The sequence below is a fragment of the Pleionea mediterranea genome (assembly GCF_003148745.1).
Classification (GTDB): domain Bacteria; phylum Pseudomonadota; class Gammaproteobacteria; order Enterobacterales; family Kangiellaceae; genus Pleionea; species Pleionea mediterranea.
Genome location: NZ_QGGU01000003.1, coordinates 151,566 through 171,341, shown reverse-complemented (window position 1 = coordinate 171,341; position 19,776 = coordinate 151,566). Strand labels below are relative to the sequence as shown.

18 protein-coding genes and 1 pseudogene are annotated in these 19,776 nt (G+C 41.9%); 14 read left to right on the top strand and 5 right to left on the bottom strand.

Features of this window, described 5'->3' with window-relative positions:
* From C8D97_RS04780 to C8D97_RS04770, 3 genes are all read right to left on the bottom strand, one after another.
* The gene (locus tag C8D97_RS04780) at positions 1–357 is read right to left on the bottom strand and encodes a carboxymuconolactone decarboxylase family protein (protein WP_109762476.1); all 357 of its coding nucleotides are present in this window, start codon (positions 355–357) and stop codon (positions 1–3) included.
* Positions 358–612: 255 nt separating this feature from the next.
* A complete protein-coding gene (gene speB, locus C8D97_RS04775; protein ID WP_109762474.1) occupies positions 613–1,539 on the bottom strand; it encodes an agmatinase in 927 nt (308 codons plus the stop codon).
* A gap of 254 nt (positions 1,540–1,793) precedes the next feature.
* Complete coding sequence (locus C8D97_RS04770; protein WP_109762472.1) at positions 1,794–2,582, bottom strand: TIGR00266 family protein; 789 nt, start codon at positions 2,580–2,582, stop codon at positions 1,794–1,796.
* 181 nt (positions 2,583–2,763) lie between these two features.
* Between C8D97_RS04770 and C8D97_RS04765 the strand changes: the two genes are divergently transcribed.
* From C8D97_RS04765 to C8D97_RS04745, 5 genes are all read left to right on the top strand, one after another.
* Positions 2,764–3,399: a DUF4097 family beta strand repeat-containing protein gene (locus C8D97_RS04765; RefSeq protein WP_109762470.1), complete on the top strand. Its 636-nt coding sequence runs from the start codon at positions 2,764–2,766 to the stop codon at positions 3,397–3,399.
* Between the two features lie 369 nt (positions 3,400–3,768).
* The gene (gene speE / locus C8D97_RS04760; protein WP_109762468.1) at positions 3,769–4,626 is read left to right on the top strand and encodes a polyamine aminopropyltransferase; all 858 of its coding nucleotides are present in this window, start codon (positions 3,769–3,771) and stop codon (positions 4,624–4,626) included.
* Between the two features lie 14 nt (positions 4,627–4,640).
* Positions 4,641–6,365, top strand: coding sequence for a pentapeptide repeat-containing protein (locus C8D97_RS04755; protein WP_109762467.1), 1,725 nt, complete (start codon positions 4,641–4,643; stop codon positions 6,363–6,365).
* A 190-nt stretch (positions 6,366–6,555) separates the two neighbouring features.
* A complete protein-coding gene (locus C8D97_RS04750) occupies positions 6,556–7,629 on the top strand; it encodes a hypothetical protein (protein ID WP_109762465.1) in 1,074 nt (357 codons plus the stop codon).
* A gap of 165 nt (positions 7,630–7,794) precedes the next feature.
* Complete coding sequence (locus C8D97_RS04745) at positions 7,795–8,619, top strand: HDOD domain-containing protein (RefSeq protein ID WP_109762463.1); 825 nt, start codon at positions 7,795–7,797, stop codon at positions 8,617–8,619.
* A 56-nt stretch (positions 8,620–8,675) separates the two neighbouring features.
* On the opposite strand, the gene C8D97_RS04740 is transcribed toward C8D97_RS04745, so the two are convergent.
* On the bottom strand, positions 8,676–10,217 hold the full coding sequence (locus tag C8D97_RS04740) for a phosphoenolpyruvate carboxykinase (protein ID WP_109762461.1): 1,542 nt from the start codon (positions 10,215–10,217) through the stop codon (positions 8,676–8,678).
* 668 nt (positions 10,218–10,885) lie between these two features.
* Between C8D97_RS04740 and C8D97_RS04735 the strand changes: the two genes are divergently transcribed.
* Both C8D97_RS04735 and C8D97_RS04730 read left to right on the top strand, forming a co-directional pair.
* The gene (locus tag C8D97_RS04735; RefSeq protein ID WP_109762459.1) at positions 10,886–11,536 is read left to right on the top strand and encodes a response regulator transcription factor; all 651 of its coding nucleotides are present in this window, start codon (positions 10,886–10,888) and stop codon (positions 11,534–11,536) included.
* Positions 11,537–11,848: 312 nt separating this feature from the next.
* Positions 11,849–14,797 (top strand): TonB-dependent receptor, encoded by a 2,949-nt coding sequence (locus tag C8D97_RS04730; RefSeq protein ID WP_146196075.1) that lies wholly within the window; start codon positions 11,849–11,851, stop codon positions 14,795–14,797.
* Positions 14,798–14,842: 45 nt separating this feature from the next.
* Here C8D97_RS04730 and C8D97_RS04725 read toward each other — a convergent pair.
* A pseudogene (locus C8D97_RS04725) lies at positions 14,843–15,490 on the bottom strand (IS4 family transposase); the annotation flags it as partial.
* 181 nt (positions 15,491–15,671) lie between these two features.
* On the opposite strand from C8D97_RS04725, the gene C8D97_RS04720 reads away from it, so the two are divergent.
* From C8D97_RS04720 to C8D97_RS04690, 7 genes are all read left to right on the top strand, one after another.
* Positions 15,672–15,932 (top strand): type II toxin-antitoxin system ParD family antitoxin, encoded by a 261-nt coding sequence (locus C8D97_RS04720; RefSeq protein ID WP_210204856.1) that lies wholly within the window; start codon positions 15,672–15,674, stop codon positions 15,930–15,932.
* Entirely contained in the window at positions 15,922–16,206 is a 285-nt protein-coding gene (locus tag C8D97_RS04715; protein WP_109762455.1) for a type II toxin-antitoxin system RelE/ParE family toxin, read from the top strand. Before C8D97_RS04720 ends, C8D97_RS04715 begins: the two co-directional genes overlap by 11 nt.
* A gap of 156 nt (positions 16,207–16,362) precedes the next feature.
* On the top strand, positions 16,363–17,184 hold the full coding sequence (locus C8D97_RS18565; protein WP_109762453.1) for a LytR/AlgR family response regulator transcription factor: 822 nt from the start codon (positions 16,363–16,365) through the stop codon (positions 17,182–17,184).
* A 97-nt stretch (positions 17,185–17,281) separates the two neighbouring features.
* Complete coding sequence (locus tag C8D97_RS04705) at positions 17,282–17,872, top strand: cytochrome b (RefSeq protein WP_109762451.1); 591 nt, start codon at positions 17,282–17,284, stop codon at positions 17,870–17,872.
* Between the two features lie 27 nt (positions 17,873–17,899).
* Positions 17,900–18,496 carry a dioxygenase family protein gene (locus C8D97_RS04700; protein WP_109762449.1) on the top strand — a complete coding sequence of 199 codons (597 nt, stop codon included), beginning with the start codon at positions 17,900–17,902 and terminating at the stop codon, positions 18,494–18,496.
* Between the two features lie 200 nt (positions 18,497–18,696).
* Positions 18,697–19,212 (top strand): GNAT family N-acetyltransferase, encoded by a 516-nt coding sequence (locus tag C8D97_RS04695; RefSeq protein ID WP_210204855.1) that lies wholly within the window; start codon positions 18,697–18,699, stop codon positions 19,210–19,212.
* 111 nt (positions 19,213–19,323) lie between these two features.
* Positions 19,324–19,707 (top strand): SpoIIAA family protein, encoded by a 384-nt coding sequence (locus C8D97_RS04690; RefSeq protein ID WP_109762446.1) that lies wholly within the window; start codon positions 19,324–19,326, stop codon positions 19,705–19,707.
* Positions 19,708–19,776 lie beyond the last annotated feature (69 nt).

Genomic DNA, 19,776 nt, shown 5'->3' with positions numbered 1-19,776 from the left:
TTAGCTGGCCGAGTGTTCGCTAAATAAAAACTCCAGACTTTCTGCCGCGTGTCTCAGGTGTGGGATCACAATAGAGCCGCCCACCAGCATGGCAACGCCCATGGCTTCGTCAATTTCCTGTTTGTTGTATCCTGCTTTAACGGCACCTTCCAGATGATAGTCGATGCAATCGTTGCAACGTAAAACCATTGATGCCACAAGCCCCAGCAGTTCTTTGGTTTTGCTGTCGAGTGCGCCATCACCATAGGCCTGTTTATCCAGCGAAAAAAAACGCTTGGTTAGCAAGTTTTCAGTATCCAGTGCTTTATCGTTTCCTGCCTGTCGCTTGGCTCTAAATTCTTCAAAGGGATGAGGCATAAGGGTTACTCCTGATGGTATGCGATGTTTTCAATACCGAGGTTGTATGTTTGCTAAACGGTGTTGAAAGGTGTTGAGTTTATTAACCTTTATTAGGCAGCTGTCTTGTACCACAGCGGGTTTGTCGGGATCAATACAAACTGTTGAAGGCGGCTGATTTTTACCCTTACTTAGTCCAATTGGTTATGGCTGTTCATCGGAATTGAACGATTTAATTGGCAGCTTTAAAAAGAATCAAAAACAACAGTGTGATTATTAAACGGACTGTTTATTCCTAGCTACAACATACAACATTTCTAATGCCAGGGTGGCGCCAGCCAAGGCTGATATATCGGCACTGTCATAAGGCGGTGAGACTTCTACCACATCCATTCCAATCAGATTAACGCCTACCAGACCACGAATGATCTGCAACACCTTATTGGTGCTCAGTCCGCCGCAAACCGGTGTGCCGGTGCCCGGTGCAAAGGCGGGATCAAGACAGTCTATATCGAAGGTCAGGTAAACTGGTTTATCGCCAACACGAGTTTTAATTTGCTCAATAATGCTATCGACGGATAATTCATTTAGCTGATCGGCGCTGAGCACTTTAAAGCCATGGTCGCTGGTATCGTACTCCGTTCGAATGCCCAGTTGTATAGAGTGCTCAGTACTGATTAAGCCTTCTTTCGGCGCATGGTAAAACATGGTGCCGTGATCAAACCGGCTGCCCTGACTGTAGGTATCTGTGTGTGCATCAAAGTGTATCAGCGCCATTTCTCCGTGCATTTTATGGTGAGCCCGTAACAGAGGAAGGGTAATAAAATGATCGCCGCCAAGGCTAAGCAGTGTTTTATTCGACTGGATCCAGGGTGTGATTAACGCTTCGGCCTGTTCGGTAAAAGCCTCTGCATCACCGGGCTCAAATACCAGATCCCCGGCGTCTTCAATCGTTAAGTTATCGCACAGTTTAAATGACCAGGGCCAACGTTTTTCTTCCCAGCATAAATTGGTTGAGGCGCGGCGGATCGCACCCGGTCCCATGCGTGCGCCTGCGCGTCCGGTAGTGGCCATATCAAATGGAAAGCCGAGGACAACCACATCGGCCTGACTGTTCATCGGATTAAAGTTAAGCGGCTGACGTAAAAAACCAAAGGCGTTGGCGTAAAGTGATAAATCGGCGGAGTTAGCAAGTGTGCTCATTAAGGTTCCAGCTGATGTTAGTGGGGTATTAAAAATATTAAAATAACAGGGCGCAGCAAACAATACGTAGGCTTCTGCGCCCTGTTAAGGATTCTAGTGCAATAGGGGTATGGAAAACCAGTATCACAGCAGAATTATACTCAGTCTATTGCTCTAAATTTTAATTGATAACAGCAAAGGTTATAAACTAAATTTCACTCGGTATTGTTTGTTAGATAGTGTGCGTTAAAAGAACAAGGTGATTTATCGACGGTTTACCGACCATCAATCAGGCGACCCAGCCCGCCAAGCACGGAGCCTTCACCTTTATCACTGCCACCGTAACTGGGGGCGCTTTCAAAAATTCGATCCGCCAGACGAGAGAAAGGCAAGCTTTGTAACCAGACTGTGCCATGCCCCGTTAAATTCGCCAGAAACAGACCTTCACCGCCAAATAACATGGATTTCAGGTTGCCGGCGCGTTGAATATCGTAATCAATGCCTTGGGTAAATCCGACGATACAACCGGTATCCACTCGCAAGGTTTCGCCTTTAAGTTCTTTTTTTATCAAGGTGCCACCAGCGTGAATAAACGCCATGCCATCACCCTCGAGCTTTTGCAGAATAAAACCTTCGCCGCCAAAAAATCCCGCGCCCAGTTTTTTATTTAACGTAATGGAAACCCTGGTGCCTAAGGCGGCAGCTAAAAAGGAATCTTTTTGGCAAATTAACCTGTTGCCTATGGTGTTCATATCCAATGCAATAATGCTGCCCGGATAAGGGGCGGAAAAGGCTGCCCGGGCTTTTTGGTGCCCGCGGTTGGTAAAATGTGTGGTAAACAGACTTTCACCGGTTAGCTTGCGTTTTGCAGCCGAAAATAGCTTGCTCATGGTGCCTTCGTCAGGATTGGAGCCATCACCCATTTTGGCTTCAAAATCAATGCCGGCTTCCAGATAGTTCATGGCTCCGGCTTCAGCTATCACGGTTTCGCCTGGGTCAAGTTCTACTTCAACCAGCTGCATATCGTGTCCAATGATTTCATAATCAACTTTATGGCATTGCATAACGGCTCCTTTTAATCGGGATTAAATTATTTTTAAACCTTTTGCGTTACAGAGTCGTCTATCCGAAGAGATTATTACGCAAGTCAGTTGAATTTCATTTGGTGAGTCTATTCGGTCGATGTTTAATGAAGGCTGGTACTTGCCATTAATAGCAGTTTCAGACAAACAGATGGAGAGAAAAATGAAAAAAGTTAACCAATATATTGTTGCAGGCGTGGCTGCCTTTGGACTATTGGTGGGTCAGGTTAGCGCCAAAGACATCAGTAAGGTACTTGGCGGCATTAACATCAGCGGTGGCGAAGTGGTGGGCGATCTTAGCTCGGTTAACGGTGGCGTGGTGTTAGCGGATAACGCCAAAGCAGAAGACATCGACACGGTTAATGGCAAGGTACGTCTGGGCAAACAGGTGACAATCGATTCCGCATCTACGGTGAATGGCGGCATTACGGCTGAACAGGGTGTTATTGTTAATCAATCTCTGGAAACGGTGAATGGCAGTATCCGTGTGGCATCTAATGGTCGGGTTAATGGAGACATCGAGTCCGTTAATGGCAGCATTTCACTTAAGCAAACCACTGTTGGTGGTAGTTTATCAATCCACAATGGCGACATTCATTTAGAAGGTTCTGAAGTAGCTGGTGATATTACTGTCCGAAAAAATAAAGGTATGTTTAAACACTCATCCAATAACAAGCCAGACATTGTGATAGATGCCAACAGCCGGGTTAATGGCACCATTCACTTATATCGTGAGGCGAACCTGACCATTGAAAAGGGTGCAACCGTTGGTGAAGTAATCCGTCACTACGAAGATTAACACGCTCTAACCTTAACTGTGCGCCTCATAATTGATGGGGCGCATGATTGATGGGGTGCATGCTATTGCCCGATTTTGAAAGCGTTTAAAGAGTTTTAAAGCGTATGCAAGCCTTTGCAACTCGCCGATAATTGCATTTTCCACTTACCAGGTCTATTCCCCTTATTATCAGAATCAGCCCATTGCTTAATTCGCTTAAAATAAGTGTGTAGTGAGTGATTCTAAAAACAGTTATCCGTAAACAATCCTCTAGAGTCTACTATCACATTGCTGAACATGGATTCACACTGGGTTTGCCCTGTATTTCCCTGTTGAGCTGCATTACAATGACGGCATTATTTCCGGTGATGATTCCAGAGGCCTTTCGCAATGACCGACAAGTTCTATGAAGTGCTTTACCCTAGCTATGGACAGTATTTTAAAGTGGATGAAGTGTTATTTGAAAATAAAACCGACCACCAACATTTAATTATTTTTAACAACCAGCAATTTGGCCATGTCATGGCGCTGGATGGCATTATTCAAACCACTGAGAAAGATGAGTTTATCTATCATGAAATGCTGACCCATGTGCCTCTGTTTGCTCATCCTGAACCGAAAAAAGTGCTGATCATTGGTGGCGGTGATGGCGGGATTTTGCGTGAAGTTCTGAAACATAAAGCGATTGAACGGGTGGTGCAGGTGGAAATTGATCAGTCGGTCATCGACATGTGCAAACAATACTTCCCAAAACACAGTGATGGTGCTTTTGATGATGAGCGTGCAGAAATTGTGATTGCCGATGGCATAGATTATGTGCGACAGGCGAATGAAACCTTTGATGTGATTATTTCGGACTCAACGGATCCTATTGGCCCTGGAGAGGTATTATTCACAAATGACTTTTATCGTCTGGCAAAACAGTGCTTAAATGACAATGGCATAATGGTGACGCAAAATGGCGTTTGTTTTATGCAGATGGATGAAGTGATTAATACAGCGAAACGCATGGGGCCGTTATATAAATCTCAAACTTTTTATACGTCACCCGTTCCCACCTACATTGGCGGAGTGATGACTCTGGCATGGGCAACGGATGATCCTGAGTTAAATAAGCAGCCCAAAGCCGTTATTGAAAAGCGCATCAAGCAAAGTGGTATTGATACCCGATATTATAATGCGGACATACATGTTGGGTGTTTTGCTCTGCCACAATACGTTAAAAAAGCACTAAACGAACTTTCGTAAAAGGAATATTATTAATGGAACAGGCAACGCTCTGGGACTTAATTGAACTGGGAAAAGACGCATGGAATCAATGGCGCAATGATAATGCCAACATCAGCATCAATTTAACCGGTGCCGACTTTTCAAATAAAGATCTTTCTGGCTTCGATTTTACCGAAGCCAATTTATCCTACTGTAACTTTTCTAAAGCCGATCTTGAGGGCGCTAACTTTATATCGGCAAATTTGCAGCATGCGTTATTTAATTTTGCCAATTTAGGCGGCGCAAACTTTATTGCCACCGAAATGGCTCATGCTGATTTAACACTGGCGATTGTTAAAGGCGCCAAGTTTTTAACTGCACAGTTGGCCCATTGTAATTTTTCTTACGTTGATTTTACCGGTCACAGTTTACAGGGGATGGATTTTCGCCGCGCTAAATTAAGTGGTGCTGTTTTGCGGAATCAAACCTTAAAATCAATGAATTTTGCCGAGGCGGATTTATCCCAATGCGATCTTACCGAAGCCACGTTAGAAGATGCTAATTTACAAGGTGCCAATTTGACGGGTGCAAATTTAACTGAGTGTTCGTTGCATGGGGCATTATTGAAAGAGGTTAATTTGTCTTACACCGATTTATCCAATAAGGATTTATCTAATGCCAACTTGGCCGGTGCAAATTTGGAGCATTGCGATCTTCGGTTTACTAACCTGGAAAATGCCAGCTTAAATAACGCCTTGTTAAACGGTGTAAAACTTCACGGGGTTATGATTTCTGGCTGGAGCATTAAAAGTATTCGGTGCGAGCAGGCGTTCTGGGATAATGAAGGAATTATTGCGACTCGTTATCGCAGTAATGAGTTTGAAAAGCTTTACTCGGAATCCATTGTTATCGATTTGAGGTATGAAAAGTTTTTGGCGCCACACGAAATGAGTTCATTGCCCATTTTAATTGAGCATTTGGAAGCGCGGCATTGGGGCATCAAGTTACGGGTTAAAGCCATTGAAGAAGAAGCGGGCGGTAACCGGGTTAAAATTGTGGTGGAAGATACTGGTGGTCATAACGCTGAAATGCTGGAGCAGGATTTAAAAGAAGAAGCGAGTCATCTTTTAGCCGCTCAAATTACCATGCGTCGGGATCATCGACTGTTGAGAGAATTTAAAGAGTCAATTGCTCAGGTGAAAAATCATTTTTGGCCGCAGCTGCTTGAAATGGCCGCCGAAAATGAAGTCGGTCAAATGAGAGTGTTTACGGTCATGTTGATGGACTTAAAAGGTTTTTCTCGCTGGAAAGGTGACGAGCTGAATGAAAAGCTCAGTTTGTTTCGTGGCTTAATTAAACCTATTTTAAAGCGTTGGAAAGCCACCTATCCGAATATGGAAGGGGATTCACTTCGTGCCAGTTTTCAAAATGCATCGGTGGGTGTGGCATGTGCCTGTATGATTCGTAACGTACTGGACGCTGCTGGCTTTCCTTGTCGTATAGGCATTGATCTTGGCGAAGTGACTTTGCAGCATAATGAAGTCACCGATAAAACGGATTTGTCTGGCGAAGCAGTCAATTTTGCAGCACGCCTTGAATGTCTGGCCAACGTGGATGAAGTATTGGTCTCTGAGCGAGTGTGGCATCATATTCGTCGGCAGGAAGACTATTTTATGCTTGAGCCACGTTCAGTGAAACTGGAAAAAGGCGTTGGTAATTTACGCGCTGGTGAGCTGGTGCATTGTTACCGTGTGACCATGAAAAAAAGCTTATTATAAAGTGTTTGAGCAGTAGCTTATTTAAATTATAAGCAATAAGTTATTTAATAATAAACGTCGTAAATGCGAATAGTTAAAAACGATAACTGAATAATAATTAAAAAATAACGACAAGAATAACGAAACAAGAATAACGACAAGAAAAGTAGACAAATAATAAAGCAGAGTAGTGCTATTAGGGTGAAGATAAATGCTAGGTTTTAAGTGGGTTGTATTGACAGTAATAACGCTGTGTATCATTGCATCGAGTAAACTGCATGCAGTACCGGGTACCGACATATCCCTGTTTCGAATTTTAAATGACGGTGCAACTTTATCTCTGGTGTTTGAAAAAACACTGGTTCAACGTAAAGGGTATGACAATCAACCGGCGTTTACCGAAGATTCATCGGCAATGGTGTATACGCGCATGGAACAGAATGCAACGGACATCTGGTTGGTGCCATTGCCTGTCAATGACGTTTTAGGGAGTGAGGACAATAATACAGAGGCTGAAGTCAAAGAACATAAAACCAAAGTACTTGAACAAAAAGAGCTGGATAAAGCAACTCGTAAAGAAGTTTTCTTGCAACCGCGAGCCATTACTCAAACCCCGGAAAGCGAATACTCGGCAACCCCCGGACTTTATCGAGCCTACACTGATGCATCAAAGACTAATACACCTGACACTAATGCATTAAAGACTAACGAATCAGGTACTAATAAATCAAACAGAGAGATAATGTTTTCTGCTGTGGTTGCCAATGATAAACAACAAACGTTGTGGCGCTATAATCACGATAAACCTGCTGAAAAACTGAGTGGTCCCATTACACCGGTTGGTTATCACGCCTGGATAAATCAACAACAATTGGCGATGTTCCGACTGTCCAATCCTCATGAGCTGGTGCTCTATACACTAGGCAATGATGATTATGACGTTGTGGCTAAAGATATTGGTCGTTGTCTGGTTAGCCAAAATAATGGTGACGAGTTTTTCTTTGTACAAAATCAGCAGCGTTCAAAAGCCATATACTCTTATTCATTAAAGCAAGGTAAAGCCAATAAGGTGATTACTCTATTTGATGACAATGAAGACTTTGCATATCACCCTGAGATTGGTTTGATCCACAGTAATGGCTCGAGGCTGTTTTTCTCATTAGCACCTTATGAGCAATGGAGTTCACTGCCCACTCGAAGTAACACTAAACTCACTAATATTTCTCGGCTTGCCATCAGTCCAGATGCCAAATGGCTTGCTGTTGTACATCAGGATCTGGATTGATTTTTTAATTAATCGATTATGTTTAACGCTTTCTTTTGAGAATTTCTATTCGATAGAAAGCGTTCTCATTAAAGTTAATTCTGAGTTTAAATCAACAATTTATTTACCGTATACACAAATTAGGCTAGTTTTATAGGTATTCAATGATCCTCTGAGGCATTTGAGTTGACGCCAGAGCAACAAGCCATATTTGATGATATACATCTACAGGTTGATGAAGGTCGATTACGGTTACCATCATTTCCTCGCAATTTGATAAAGATTCGAATGGCGCTCAATGATCCTAATATTTCCATTGAGCAACTGACACGGATAGTTCATCACGATGCCACATTGGTGAACCGATTTTATTCGTTGGCGCGTTCTGCAGCATTTTCTCTGGATACCGAAAATTTAACTCTGTTTCGCATTTTACGAATGTTAGGGCTGAACACCATTCGCAGTATTGTTTACAACTATTGCCTGTCTCAACTTTATAGCGCAAGAAAGTTAAAGAAGGTTGAAGAGCTGTCTTTATTTGTTCGTAATCGCAGTTTGGAGATTGCCGGCTTAAACTACTCGGTTTCAAAAATTTTTGAGCTTGAAGATGCACCTACGGCATTGCTATGTGGGTTGCTGCATAATGTGGGGGCTTTGGTTATTATCAGCTGGCTGGCTAATACAACGGAAGTGTCGTTAACCTTAAAAGAACAAAAAACACTGGTGGTGATGGGGCAACAGGACTTTACCGAGCGAGTGGCAGCGAGTTGGGAGTTACCTACGTCAATTCAACAGGCGGTGGTTGCAAAAGCAAGCGATTCTCAGGCGGCAAGTTATCTACACATTATGGAAGTATCACGCTGGCTCAGTCGGGTTTATAGAAACTCATCACAGGTTAACTCAATGCCCCATGACGCCATTACCGGATTAAAGCTTGATCCTGATCATTTACTGACCAGTAAAAACGATATCATGGCCGAGATGATCCGGGTGATACAAACCATTCGTTAAACCATAAAAAAAGGGACTTGATAGCCCCTTTTTTAAATCTAAATCCAATGGTTTTATTAAACGCTTGGACCAGCTTTGATGATGTCTTCAGATACATCAAATTTCTTGAAGTTGTCTACGAATAACTGTGCCAGTTTTTTTGCTTCATCATCGAAGTTTTCAGGATTTTTCCAGGTTGACTTAGGATTCAATAATTTTTCATCAACGCCTTCAACCGCAACAGGCGCTTCCAGATTTAAATGTGGAATGGTCTGTGTTTCAACGTCACGTAAAGAACCTGACTGAATGGCATTAATTACCGCACGTGTGGTTGGAATGCTAAAGCGTGTGCCGCCTTCGCCGTAAGAACCGCCGGTCCAACCGGTGTTAACCAGATAGACTTTTGCGTTGTTGGCTGCAATGCGCTTCATTAATAATTCAGCGTAAACGCCTGCAGGACGTGGGAAGAAGGGCGCACCAAAACAGGTTGAGAAAGTCGATTCAATCGCAGCGGTTGAGCCAATTTCAGTAGAGCCAACTTTTGCCGTGTAACCGCTTAAGAAGTGATAGGCCGCTGCTTCTTTACTTAAAATAGACACAGGTGGTAAAACACCGGTCAGGTCACAGGTTAAAAAGATAATGGCGTTAGGTTCACCAGCAGCATTGTCATCGACTTTTAACTCAATGTGATCGCGCGGATAACCGGCACGAGAGTTTTGCGTTAACGATACATCGGTGTAATCCGGTGTGCCTTCGTCGTCTAAAACAACGTTTTCGATAATAGTGCCGTGACGGATAGCGTTCCAGATCACTGGCTCATTTTTCTGACTTAAATCGATACATTTTGCGTAGCAACCGCCTTCAATATTGAATACAGTGCCTTCGCCCCAACCGTGTTCGTCATCGCCAATCAAAAAGCGAGAAGGATCGGCTGAAAGTGTGGTTTTACCGGTGCCCGATAAACCAAAGAATAAAGTAACGTCGCCTTCGCCATCGGTATTGGCCGAGCAATGCATGGGTAATACATCTTTCGCCGGCAACAAGAAGTTTTGTACCGAGAACATGGCTTTTTTCATTTCACCAGCGTAACGCATGCCGGCCAGTAATACTTTTTTCTGTTTGAAGTTGATGATGACACAACCGTAGCTGTTGGTGCCGTCACGCTCTGGATCACAACGAAAACCGGCAGCGTTGAGAATTTGCCACTCGCCGCGATTATCCGGGTTGTAGTTTTCGGTACGAATAAACAGATTGCGGGCAAACAGATTTTGCCAAGCTGTTTCTGTGCGTACATTTACTGGTAAGAAGTATTCGTCACCTGCGCCAACATGCAATTTAGACTGGAAGTATTCGTCTTGTGTTTCCAGGTGCGTTTCAACACGATCCCATAAAGCGTTAAATTTATCTTCATCAAATGGGCGGTTTACCTTTCCCCAATCGATGTCTTGCTCTGTGGTGGATTCTTTAACAATAAAGCGATCATTGGGTGAACGGCCTGTTCGTTCACCAGTTTCTACAGAAAGAGCGCCGTTGCTGGCAATTTGACCTTCGCCGCGTTCGACGGCTTTTTTGACCAGTTCATCAGTGGAGAGATTAAGGTGCACCTTAGCTTGTGTCATGTGACTACTTCCTCGGGACGTGTATCAATTAAGAATTTTAGGCTAAAAAGTGCGCGCGATTGTAGCAGAAGGGTTGGCGTAAATCGAGTGTTTTATTTTGAAAATCTATTATAAAACAGTGGCTTACAGTTGATTTTTTGTAATTTATTTACAGTATTTTAAGCTTCGCTATTACTGATTAAATATTCGATAATTTCATGTAAGGGTAGATAATGCCAATTAAATAAGCCTTAACTCGCTATTATTAAAGGTTAATTTTTTATCAATGTGGCGAATGAGAGGCTTGCTTTTGAGGTTGATATAGACGAAAGGCCGCTTTGATTCTGTGTAATTTTATTACAATTTTATCTCAGCCAGACAGATTGTGAGTTGAATGTATTGTCTGGTGTGTAGGAGAGGGTTGTTATTAAATTCTCATCTGTTTGATATCCAAATAAGCGCTCAGTTTAATCAAAGCAGTACCAAAGTACTGTCAGCAATAATTGATTATGGTGCAGACTTTGTAGAGAATGGATCATAGAGGGGTTGTATAAGTAGTCTGTTGATCTGATGAGTAAGTGCTCTGTTGTATAAGTACTTTGAAATCGGACTAGACTCGGATTCACGAATAAAAAGCCCGTGATAAAAAGTTAGTTAATTAAGAAGCCAGTTAATAAAAGGTGTCAACAATGAGTGATTTAAAGATTCTGGTGGCTGATGATCATCCGTTATTTCGGTCGGCACTGATCCAGGCATTAAACCAATGCCATGAGCAATGTGAAATAGTGCAGGCCGAAAGCTATACCGAGGCACTGGAGGCCTTAGCTTCTCCCGATTTTGATTTAGCATTGATAGATTTAAATATGCCGGGCGATCAGGGGCAGCTGCATTTATCGGAAATTTGTCGCAATCACCCCGATGTTGCCGTCACCGTGGTCTCGGGCCACGACGACCGACAGACCATGGCGCGTGTAAAAGCCATGGGTGCAGCAGGATTTATTACCAAATCATCTTCACTGGAGCAGCTTGTATCGGCGTTGAATCAGGTGATAGAACAAGGCGAATACTGGAGTCTGGACTTTGACGAAACCAACGTATCGCTCGATCAAGACACCTGCCTCACCATCAGTCAGATGACTCCTCAACAAAAACGCGTTCTGGCGATGATTGCCGATGGCAAGCTGAACAAACAAATCGCCTACGAACTAAGCATTCAGGAAACCACCATCAAACAACACGTCTCGGCCATTTTAAAGAAGCTGGGCGTATACAACCGCACTCAGGCCGGATTGATCTATCAACGAGCCATAAATACTGACAGCGAGCTGCTAACCGCTTAGTGTTTGCTGCCTATTCACATTTCATTTTATCTATAAAGCCAACTGGCTTACTTAGTTACCTATTTCATTAACGTAACTTTCCGCGGTAACATTTCGCTTTATTTAATATGTATATCTGGTATCGTTCATTTTCGGTCAGCTGCCTGTAGTTTATTTGGCATTTTCCTTTGGCGAGAAAAATGACGAACTATATCAGCTCGCCACTTTCTCTTGGAAATTGCAGTTATTGTCATTGCAGTTATTGTCCGAAACCAAGAGACATAAATTTAAGTATAAAGTCTATAACACTGTTTCAATCGGGGAGATACAAAATTGAATACATTCAACAAAAGCTTCCGGCGAACTTTGACCGCAGCAGCAATTGCTACTGCAATGGGTCTAGGGTCTGCCGGAATTCATGCTGCATCGAATACTGCTGGTGCGATCTCTGGTGAAGTGAAGTCTTCAGCTGAGCAGCCCATTAGTGGTGTGACAATTACAATTAAAAACGTCGATACAGGTATTGTTAGAACACTAGAAACTGACACGGGGGGTAATTTTCAGCTTCCACGTTTACCTATCGGTAACTACGAGATATCTGCTGCTAAATCAGGCTTTCAGCTATATAGTCAGGAAAGTGTTAAAGTTACAATAGGTCAAAAGACTTCTCTTAACATCACTCTTGCAGCAACTGGTGAAACCGTAACAATTCTTGGTGGTGCAGTCAGTCCTGTTGACACCACTTCTGCAGAAACGGCTCTGGTTATGTCAGAGGAAGATATTGATCGGCTACCTGTTGCTCGAAATGCAACTGCTATTGCTCTTTTAGCGCCAGGTACAACTCGTGGAGATGCAGCTTTTGGTAACTTAGCTTCGTTTGGTGGATCTTCAGTTGGCGAAAATGCTTATTATATCAACGGGATGAACCTGACGAATTTTCGTAATGGCCTCGGTGGATCAACCGTTCCATTTGAGTTCTATCAAGAGTTTCAGGTTAAAACAGGTGGTTATTCTGCAGAGTTCGGTCGTTCAACAGGTGGGGTCATTAATGGTGTAACCAAATCAGGGTCGAATGATTTTGAAGCTGGTTTTAATATTATTCATAGCCCTAACAAAGGTCGTGAACAAGCTCCTAATGTTGTTTACTCGGTTCCAAACGCTGTATTAGATGGCAGTGGGAATCCTGTAATCGAAACTGATACTCAAAGTTTTATAATTAATGATCAAGATGAGTACGAAGAAACCAGTATCAACCTGCACGCAAGTGGCGCATTGATCGAAAACCAACTGTTTTATTATGTGTTATATAACCCAAGGTTTAGTCAACAAGATTATGTATACTCACGTGGTTCACGTTACGACCAGTCGAATAATGATGATGCGTTTTGGGGTGCTAAATTAGACTGGAACATTAACTCAAATCATTTGATAGAGTTAACTGCGTTTTCAGATGAAAATGAAAATTCAACATTAACCTACAATTATGATCTTGCTACCCGAAGTGGAACTGGTTTTGTTGGTGAAACTACTACAAAAACTGGTGGGTCAAATACTATTTTAAAATATACCGGTCATGTAACTTCTGATCTTACAATTTCAGCTATGTGGGGTGAATCTGAGTATGACCGAACTGCACAGTCTCCTCTTGATGGAAATCCTGCCATTTATGATTCTCGTGGTGGTGGTTTGACAGCATTGGGTGATTGGGTCAATCTTGTTGCGGGTGCTGGTTTTGATACTCGAGAAGCGACGCGGTTAGATTTCGATTATTTTATGGGTGATCATGAAATGCGCTTTGGTATTGACAGAGAAGTGAATACTGCTGAAGATTCTTCTTTCTATTCTGGTCACATATATTACCGCTATTTCGATGATACTCGTTCGAATACAGGTGAATCGGTACGTGTTCGCGTTTTTGAAGGCGGTGGTGAGTTTGAGACTATTTCATCTGCTTACTACTTTGAAGACACATGGACCGTAAATGACCGCCTTACTCTGCGCTTAGGTATTCGTAATGAATCATTCGATAACAAAAATGCTAACGCACAGTCTTTTATTAAAATCGATAATCAATGGGCGCCCCGTATTGGTGCTGCATATGATTTGAATGGTGATGGAGAACAAAAGCTATTTGCTAACTTCGGTCGTTACCATCTTCCTATAGCAGCTAATACAAACATTCGTTTGGCAGGAGCTGAACTGTTTACTCAAGATTTTTATCAGCTAGATGGCTTAAACCCTGATGATACTCCACAATTTGATCCTGCAAACGTCATTGATCAGCAAGTTTTTGGTGATGGAACTGTGCCAGATACTAGAGCCGTGAAAGACGCTAATATTGGCCCTATGTATCAAGATGAAATTATTTTGGGATATGAGCGATCTTTAGGTGACGATTGGTCTATGAGTATGCGTGCTATACATCGTGATCTAAAAGCTACTATTGAAGATGTTGCAATCGATGCTGCGGTTTTGCAATGGGCCGCTCAAAATGGTTTGACACAAACTGTTGATGGTGAAGCTCCTGCAGACGTATGGACAGGTTTCCATCAGTATGTTTTGACGAATCCAGGACAAGACATGCGGGTTTGGCTTCCTGAGTTTGAGCAGTTTGCGGAGTTATCTGCAGACGTTCTTAACTATCCTGAGTCTGAGCGTCGTTATAATGCTTTTAATCTTGTTTTTGATAAAAAGTGGGACGGCCTGTGGGCTGTCAATGCGTCATACACATGGTCGCAAAGCTATGGTAACAACGAAGGTTATGTACGTTCTGATAATGGTCAAGATGACGCTGGCTTGACAACTTTGTTTGATCAGCCTGGCTTGTTGGATGGTGCTTTTGGTTACCTACCAAATGATCGTCGTCATTCTTTGAAAGTATTTGGCGCTTATCAAGTGACGGATGCTGTTCGACTTAGTATGAACTATTTGTATGAATCTGGTCGTCCAGTGAATGCTTTTGGAGTGCATCCTACTGATGAATTTGCTGCTGCTTACGGTGCAGAATCTTTCTATCAAGATGGCGAGCTAGTAAAGCGTGGCTCTCGTGGACGTACTGCTGCAATCTCTCAATTTGATTTCGGTGTGAACTTTGACACTGAGGTAATGGGATACCCATTGACATTAAAAGCAGATGTTTTTAATTTATTCAATGCTAATAATGTCCGAGAAGTTGTTGAGACTGCTGAGCAAGAGTCAGGTGTAGCTGATCCAACATATATGCTACCTACTTCTTTCCAAACACCTCGGTATTTACGGGTATCAGCAAGTATGACATTCTAAGTATTTCTAACTTAGTAAATAAGTGACCTTATGGTCTAATGCCGTTCACTTAAGCGAGTGAGCGGCATTTTTCTTCTTAATAGGGTATCGATTTTTAGAAGCTTTAATGAGTCTGGGATAACTTCTTTCTCTCCGATGTTCGAGTACAAACAGTTGAGCATCTTTTTCGATATCCATAACGAACTTTGGAATGTTCCCCAGTGTCACATAGGGTAACTGAGTTAGCTTATGGATAATATGCAATGAAGCATGGTGAAAGCTGAGTTTGTTAGGGTGGATACCTTTAAGTGACTTTGCCATCAGTGTCATTTTGTAACGAATAAGATTATAGGCAAGTAACATTCCCCACAACTCTTGTTTAATGAGTTCTGGCTGCTGACTTCGTAGGGTTAATTTGTTGTGCAGAAGATATTGTTTCATTTCTCTAAATCCCAGTTCAATCTCCCAACGATGGGCATACAAGTCGACGATATCCGCTCCCGGATAGCGCTTGGCATCGGTCATCGATGTTAATATTTGAACTGGCTTACCCTTAACTGTTTTAGTGATTAATCGGGCTTGTATGGTTTCAGGTAAACACTTCCATTTCTGACGGGCTTGTGGCGTTGTGGTGAGTTCAACAATGGCATCATGTCGCCCTAGTTGATGAAGCACTTGGTATTGGGTATTTTTTCTAAGGGGTATCATCCAGTGACGCTCTTCACCCGCTTAGTGTTTGCAGCCTATTCACATTTCATTTTATCTATAAAGCCAACTGGCTTACCCTATTTCATTAACGCAACTTTCGAGCGGCAGGCTTCACTAGAAGTCTGCCTTGGAGTATATTATCCTACTAAGTAGTATATTGCTGAAAAGCGGGGTAACAAAAGTGACTATGGTTAAGAAAAGTATTACCGTAACCGATAAGCAGGACAGTTGGATCAAAGCCCAAATTGAGATGGGGCATTATGGTAATGAAAGTGAAGTTGTTAGAGAGTTGATTCGTGAGCGCCAGTTACGGGAGCAAGCAGCGAATCGAGAAGTTGAAGCAATCCGAGCTAAATTAATTAAAGCTGAAGAAAATGGATTTACCGATCAAAGTCCTGAAGAGATTTTGACTGAAATTAAACAAGGACTGGGGCGTAATGCAATGTAAGATTAGCCATGAAGCTAAAATGGATTTGGCGCGTATCTATTGGCACGGAGAAAAAGAATTTGGTGAGCTTCAAGCCACACGGTATTTCGATACACTGATTCAACGATTTAATGACATTGCAGAATCACCATACAAATATCAAGCGGTTGACCATATTAGGGATGGCTACCGTCGAAGTGTTTGTGGAGTTGATAGTATTTATTATCAGATTAATAATGGAGTGGTTGAAATTATGCGAGTACTTGGCAAGCAGGATATTTCGGACAACTTCTAAATGATGAGAGTTTATTTTTAAAGTAGCTAGTGACTTATAGTTAATAGAAATATGGACTTCCATTATATCTAAAAAATTAGTTTGGAAAATATTATGCATGAATATAGATGGAGTTGCATAATCTGTGAACAAGGCAAAAACCTTCAAAGATCATAAATGATAAACATAATAAAACAGCACACAAGGTTGTCCGATGAAGTAAGGCTTTTCATCTTATTTCTATTTGTGACTCTAGAGATAGTATCTCTGGCCATATTTCAGGATTATCTGCATTCCATCAGATATGGCCGCTCGTTCTATTTTCATGAGTCTCTTCTATTTAAGACTTTTTGGTTTTATTTTCCGCCAATATTGTTTGTTCTAAGGCGAGAATTAAAAAAAAGGCAATTAAAAACCATTTCTCAAATATGTTTAGCTGTCATTATCCCGGCACTTGCGCATCTAATACTAGTACCGATAACCGTTTGGTGCTTATCCTCAATTTTTCGTGAACAATCCTATGGGATTATTAAAACGCTCACGTTTACCTTGTCAAACGATCTTGTAAAGCTGCTATTGATTTACAGTGCATTCATAGGATGGTTACAGTATCTTGCATATAAACGCCCAAGTGAAGAGCCAGTAAAACAACCATCTTCGACTCAGTTCTTGATGGTGAGTTCTGGTAAAAATAGCACGCGGCTCGATCTCAGTGACATTCTGTACATTAAAGCAGCAACGCCATATGTGGCAATTCAGTTGACAGATAAAGAATACCTGCACTCGGAATCATTGAAGTCAATGGCAACAAAATTGGATCACCGGTTCATCAGAGTTCATCGCTCAACTATTGTTAATATGGATAAAGTACTGTCGTACAAGTCAAGATTAAATGGCGACTATGATTTAGTGCTCCAAGATGACACAGAGATTCGCCTAAGTAGAAATTATGTAAACGACTTCAGGCGTTGTTATGACTCAATCCAGCCCACAGCTTAAACCATAATCTCATCATGTTAGATGATTGACCGTTGACTCCCCTTGGCCTAAGTGGGAATTTGAAAAGACATTTCATCAGATAGCTTTAGGTCAACACATGAGTTTGAAAAACACAGCGGCAGCATACGGCCCAATTGCAAAATGGTTCCACTGGTCTACAGCAGTACTTTTTCTTGCCTCTTATTGCGCCATTTACTACCGCGAATGGTTTGCCGAAAGTGAATTCGAAAATTGGATTTCTATTCAACTGCACTTGTCGATCGGTATAACGTTGGCAGTACTCGTTACGCTTCGAATCATATGGCGTCTTTTAAACTGCTCGCCAGAACGACAATCAGCAGTCAGGTTGCAACAAATTGCAGTACAAACTGGCCATTACGCCTTGTATGCGATTATGTTCATTATGCCGATTAGCGGTTATTTATCGATTGCCAGTTATTTATCGAGTGGGGGAGGTCGCATTACTTATTTTTTACTGTTTGATATAACTCACTTTCCCGACTTTCACCTTTTTAATTTCTTTGGCGTGTCACTTGAAGCGTTAGAAGATCCTGCCGAGCTTATTCATAGCTACCTGGGCGCATGGGTTGTGTGGCTGTTGATATTAGGCCACGTATTGGCGGCTTTGTACCACCATTTTATAAAAAGGGATAAAACCATCCATAAGATGACATCTCTCAACAGTTAATTAATACCCTATAACAAGGAATCAATCATGGCTAAATTTATGTTGTTTACATTCTTTTTAATGATGAGTTTTAAGAACCTTTCTGCGCAGGAACCGGTAATAGGGGGGCCATGCCAAGGGTGTGAACTGGTGTTTGTTGGCATGCCAGCCCAACTAAAAACGAGTTCAAGGATTGGAACCGCGGATGAGAAGGGAGAACCGCTTGTACTCAGTGGTATTGTCTATAATTCAGATCAAACGCCTGCTTCTGATATTATTGTTTATGCGTATCAAACTGACGCAAATGGCAAATACCCATCAGGATCCACTCAACATGGTAGTTTGCGCGGATGGGCCGTTACAGACCAGAAAGGGTGGTACCAATTTAAAACTATTCGACCGCAAGCTTACCCTGGGCGTGACATTCCACAGCATATTCACCTGCATATCATAGAACCAAATAAAGGAACCTATTATATTGATGATGTTACTTTTAGTGATGATCCTTTGCTAACGGCTGAGTCTCGGCAGAAAAAAACTTGTCGTGGCGGTTGCGGCGAAAGCCATCCAAAGCGCAATGAACAGGGCGTTTGGTATGTCAGTCGTGACATAACTTTAGGTGAAGCCATTACTAATTATGATTAACTCATGCTAGAGCGTGTTTATTATTGCATGCATAATACCCACTGTTGGCTAAGAACAGAGCAGTAATGTTTGACATTAGACCGAGCTGATAACAATAGACGGTCAGCTCAGGTCTGAACGATGGTTAATTTAACTATTTAAGCACTTAGGGATAGATTATACAGTAGTGCTCTTAACGTAATTTTGAGTGTTGATAATGGATGGTACTTCTTATGATTGTATGCAACACAGAGAGACTCATTATCAGACACTTTAAAGAAAGTGATTCTAAATTTGTTTTGAAGCTCCTGAATGATGAGTCTTTTATTAAAAATATTGGTGATAAAAAGGTTCGAAATAATGACGATGCAATCCAGTATTTAAATAACGGCCCGATAGCAAGCTATCAGCAATATGGTTTTGGTCTTAATATTGTGCTTCTAAAAGATACCAGCGAGCCTATTGGTATGTGTGGTTTATTAAAGCGCGAACAACTTGATTTCCCTGATTTGGGTTATGCATTACTACCCGAGTATTGTTCTAAAGGGTATGCGAAAGAAGCCTCCCTGGCGGTTATGGAAAATGGACATGAAAAGCATAAGTTAACGAATATTCTTGCATTTACTTCTCAGCAGAATGAAAGTTCCAATGGTTTGCTTAAACGACTCGGTTTTGTTTTTAAAGGTATTGTTAATATGAATGGTGTTGATGATAACCTTTACGAATATAAGTTTTGAGATAGTCATTAATTTTGAGTTCGCCTGCCTAAAACCCAGTCCGACCACTTTGCAAATGCACTGCACGTGCTAATCTAAATAGGTGTGTATTTTCTAACGGGAGGACGAACTATGATTACCGTAAATATTGACAAACAAAGCAGCATTGCAACGCTTGTTCCTCACGGTGCTTTATCCAAGGATGATTTTACATCCATTTCAAATACGATAGATCCTTATATTGAGGAAAATGGCCATTTGAGTGGTCTGGTTATTCATACAAAGGACTTTCCGGGGTGGGATTCGTTTGGCGCTTTAACGGCTCATTTGAAGTTTGTAAAACAGCATCATACCGAGATAGATCGGGTGGCTCTATCAACCGACTCTAAAACGGGCAATGTAGCGGAGTCGCTTGCTAATCATTTTGTGAAGGCTGAAGTAAAAACGTTTTCGTTCGAAGATGTTGATGCAGCAAAACACTGGGCTTCTGAAAAACATCAGGCTGTTAAAAACTAATGGATTTCTGCACACAATGAATATTGACCATTGATTACCAGTTGATTTTTAAGGCTTTATTTAAATTAA